At 68.0% G+C, this 4,000-nt stretch carries 5 protein-coding genes; 2 read left to right on the top strand and 3 right to left on the bottom strand.

Annotation, left to right across the window (positions count from 1 at the left end; translation table 11 throughout):
• The coding region (locus tag AC5RV2_RS15510) for an HNH endonuclease signature motif containing protein (protein WP_494093076.1) at nt 1-747 on the top strand (747 nt) is incomplete at its 5' end.
• A 105-nt stretch (nt 748-852) separates the two neighbouring features.
• Here the strand turns inward: AC5RV2_RS15510 and AC5RV2_RS15505 are convergent.
• The 3 genes from AC5RV2_RS15505 to AC5RV2_RS15495 are packed head-to-tail and all read right to left on the bottom strand — an operon-like array spanning nt 853 to nt 3,463.
• Nucleotides 853-2,118, bottom strand: coding sequence for an MFS transporter (locus AC5RV2_RS15505; protein ID WP_494093075.1), 1,266 nt, complete (start codon nt 2,116-2,118; stop codon nt 853-855).
• Between the two features lie 48 nt (nt 2,119-2,166).
• Complete coding sequence (locus AC5RV2_RS15500) at nt 2,167-3,069, bottom strand: DUF3027 domain-containing protein (protein ID WP_494093074.1); 903 nt, start codon at nt 3,067-3,069, stop codon at nt 2,167-2,169.
• A 10-nt stretch (nt 3,070-3,079) separates the two neighbouring features.
• Nucleotides 3,080-3,463 carry a cold-shock protein gene (locus tag AC5RV2_RS15495; protein ID WP_493979440.1) on the bottom strand — a complete coding sequence of 128 codons (384 nt, stop codon included), beginning with the start codon at nt 3,461-3,463 and terminating at the stop codon, nt 3,080-3,082.
• Nucleotides 3,464-3,693: 230 nt separating this feature from the next.
• Between AC5RV2_RS15495 and AC5RV2_RS15490 the strand changes: the two genes are divergently transcribed.
• Complete coding sequence (locus tag AC5RV2_RS15490) at nt 3,694-3,948, top strand: hypothetical protein (RefSeq protein ID WP_494093073.1); 255 nt, start codon at nt 3,694-3,696, stop codon at nt 3,946-3,948.
• The last annotated feature ends 52 nt before the right edge of the window (nt 3,949-4,000 follow it).

Genomic DNA, 4,000 nt, shown 5'->3' with positions numbered 1-4,000 from the left:
GGGACCGTCGCAGTCCCAAGTCCGACACCCGCGGACGTTGCGGGCACCCGGCCCGCACCCGGCGGAGGCAACTGCGGTGGCGCGGGGCCGGGGATGCTGGTCACGGTGCCCCTGGCCACGCTGCTGGGACTGAGCGAGGAGCCCGGAGACCTGGCCGGACACGGCCCGATCCCGGCAGACATGGGACGGGAACTGGCGCAGCTGGCCAAGTCCTGGTTGCCGGTGCTCACCGACGACCACGGCCAGGCGATCGCGGCCGCCCGGAAACTGCGGATTCCGCCCGAATGGCTCAAACGCCTGGTCCGTGTCCGGGACCGGCACTGCCGCTTTCCTGGGTGCCGCCGCGCCGCCATTTATTGCGAGATCGACCATGTCCGCGGCTGGGACTACGGCGGGCCAACCGTGCCGGAAAACCTGCAGTGCCTGTGCAGCGCCCACCACGCGGCGAAGACCGCCGGGCATATCCAGGCCGAGGCCGGCCCACACGGTCAGATCACCTGGACCACGCGCACCGGCCACCGCAAGACCACCCAGCCGGACGAGGGCTGGGACACCCTCCTGCCCCGGCCAACGGAGACGGAAGCGGCGAACGGCGAAAGCGGAGAGAACACCGACGGCGCCGCAGATGCAGCCAGAGACGCAGCCACCCGCGACGCCATCGACCGCGGCCAACCACCAAAACGTACGCTCGGCGGCATCGAACTGCCCGACGACAACACCGACCCCAACGCGCCACCCCCATTCTGAGCTTCCCGCGGCACGAGCAGAAGATTTCGGGGGGCGCCTGCGGAGAATGCCGTAACGCCAGCAGCAAATGCCGGATACGTGGGGCGCCAGCGGTCTCGGAATCTCTTAGCCGCGCCGGTCCGGCACGCCGTAGGTGATGGATAGTTTCCGGGCCGCAGACCGGTCGAAGCGCAGACGCATGTGGTGGGCACGCCAGGCCCATACGATCCCGATCGCGGCGGCGGCCACGCCGGACAGCGCGGCCACTCCCAGCCCCCAGCGCGGGCCGAAGCTGTTGGCCACCAAACCGACCAGAGGCGCACCGATCGGGGTCCCGCCCATCAGGATGGCCATGTACAAAGACATGACGCGCCCGCGCATCATGGGGGCAGTCGTGGTCTGCACATACGCATTGGCGCTCGTCATGATGGTGATGGCGGCAGCGCCGACCGGCACGAGCGCCAGCCCGAACAGCCAAACCGTGGGGGCCAACCCTGCCACCGTGCAGGCGATGCCGAAGGCCACCGATGCGCCGAAGATATAGCGCAGCCGGGGGCGGTCCCGCCGTGCGCTAAGCAGTGAACCGGTGACCGAACCCGCGGCCATGACCGAGGAGAGCAAACCGAAATCGCCGGCATGCCCGCCGAATTCGGTCCGCGCCATGGAGGCGACAAAGACGGAAAAGTTCAGGCCGAAGGTACCGATGATAAATATGGCGGCGAGCACAACCACCAGGTCGGGCCGCTGCTTCACATACCGGAAGCCTTCGAGGATCTGCCCGCGTCCCTTGGCGGCCTTCTCCCGCAGGTGAAGCTCCTGCCGTCGGATGGCGAGCAGCGCAGCGATCATCGCCGCGAAGGTGGCGGTGTTGATCAGGAACACCGGACCGGGACCGATGGCGACGGTCAGCACACCGGCAATGGCCGGCCCGACCATCCTGGCCAGGTTGAAGGACGTGCTGTTCAGCGCCACCGCATTGGGCAGGTAATCGTCGCGCACTACGTCCGAGACGAACGTCTGCCGCGCCGGCGCATCCACCGCTGTCACAATGCCGAGTGCCAGGGCAAAGGCGTAGACATGCCACAACTGGGCGACGTCGGCGATTACCATCAACCCCAACGCCAAGCCCAGCACGGCCATTGAAATCTGGGTGGCCATCAGCAGCTTTTGCCGGTCAAAGCGGTCGGCAACTAGCCCGGCCCATGGAGCCAGAACCAGTTGTGGCCCCATCTGCAGAGCCATGACGATGCCCATGGCAGCGGCGTCCTGCTCGGTCAGGATGTCGTAGACCAGCCAGTCCTGCGCCGTGCGCTGCATCCATGTGCCGATATTGGAGACCAAGGCCCCAATGAACCAGATCCGGTAGTTGAACAACCTCAGTGAACGAAACACGCTTTACCGCCCTTTCCGGCTGCATACCTGCCTCGTCGATGGGTCGCGTCAGGACGTAGTTTCGGCGCCGTCCTCGGTCGCGGTGCCGTCGGAGGCCTCGGTCGCGGTGACGTCGGAGGCCTCGGTCGCGGTGACGTCGGAGGCCTCGGTCGCGGTGACGTCGGAGGCCTCGGTCGCGGTGACGTCGAAGGCCTCGGCGCCGTAGCCGTCGGTTACGTCCTCCGTGACCGGTCGCGGGTCCTCGGCTGCGGGCACGCCGTCCGCGGCTACATTGGAATCGTCTGCCACGCCTGCAACGGCTCTCTCGGTGCCGTCCGCCGCCTCCACATCATCGCCAGCAGCTGCCTCGGTGCCGTCCGCGGCTTCCTCGGTGCGATCCGCCGCCGCCGCATCGTCGGCGGCAGCAGGCTCGGAGCGTTCCGCCGCCTCTGCTACTTCGTTCGCAGCAGCAGGCTCGGAGCGTGCCGCCGCCTCTGCCCCATCGTTTGCAGCAGCAGCCTCGGAGCGTTCCGCCGCTTCTGCTTCGGCCGCAGCCGCGGCTTCTTCGGGCCGAACCCGATCGGCCCACGGAACCCACTCGGGTGCCAGCAGCGACTTCTCGGAGGGAAGCAGGCCCACTTCGCAAACAGTTGCTTCCTTGCCCCGCGGCACCCGGGCCAGCGTGGCGAACCACTGCCAGCCCGCGTAGCCCGCCAATTGGGCCTCGAACCGGTGAGTGACCAGACGGTCGCCGTCGGCAAATGTGCCGACGTGTGCGCCGATCTGCTCGGACGGCGCGATCTCCAGTACCCCGTCCCGCGCACGGTCCACCGCGGCAGCCAACACAGGGTCTAGTTTGGGAGCGCGCCTGACGGGACGACGCCGGGGCGCCGCCTCGGCCTGCGACTCGTGGGCGACGGCCTGCCCCGCGTCAACCGTTTCAGCGGCGGGGTCGGTCATGTTTTCAGTCATGGAGGCCGCTCTACGCGTCCAGGTCGTCGGCCACGCGGCGGAGCACCGCTGCAACCTTCGACGCGTGGGAGCGCTCCGGGTAGCGGCCCCTGCGCAGGCCGTTGGAGATCTCGTCCAGCAGCTTGATCAGATCTTCCGTGATCACGGCCATGTCCTCGGCCGGCTTCCGCGTCGCCCGGACCACAGAGGGAGCAGCGTCGAGGATGCGCGCCGAGAGCGCGGAGGGGCCACGCCGGCCATCGGCTATGCCGAATTCCATCCGGGTGCCTGGCTTGACGTCTTTGACGCCGGCCGGCAGCGCCGAGGCGTGGAGGAACACTTCCTGTCCGTCCTCGCTGGCCAGGAATCCAAACCCTTTATCCGTGTCAAACCACTTGACTTTGCCGATGGGCACTTTGCTTACCTCGTTCTGCTTCATGATGCAGCGGTACCGCACGCTGCTGCGTTCTTACCATGGGCCCCGCCGGTAGCACAGCGGTCGCACATGCGACCGCGCCGAATCGGGGAAAGTCTGTCTCTAGGTTATCGCGTTCCGCTGACCGCCGAGCCCGTTGCCCGCCGCTTTCCGCTCGTGGCGTGAGCGCCAGGAATCAGGCTCCGGAATGGCGGCTGTAATCTGGTCTCATGCCCGCAACCGTCCCCGCCCACAATGCGTCCCGCCCCGCCGAGTCCGGTGCTTTGCACCGAGTGCTGGTCCTTGCCGCCGTCGTCGCGCTGTTGGCCGGTTTGGGCAGCCTGGGCGTGATTTTGGCCGGTGCCATGGCCGGAACCGAGGTCTGGGCCGGCTTTCTGGGACTGACCTGGTTCTGCTTTCCCATCGCCTTCGTGCTGATGGTGCTGCTGGTGGCCGGCAGCGTACGCCGCCGCCGACGAAGCTAGCGGCAGCAGCCACCCCTGCCCCAGGACGGGCTGGTCCCCGCCGCTCCCGGCC

Source organism: Arthrobacter sp. Y3225116 (assembly GCF_059091245.1).
The sequence above is the reverse complement of the archived record's forward strand: the minus strand, read 5'-3'. Positions and strand labels throughout refer to the sequence as shown.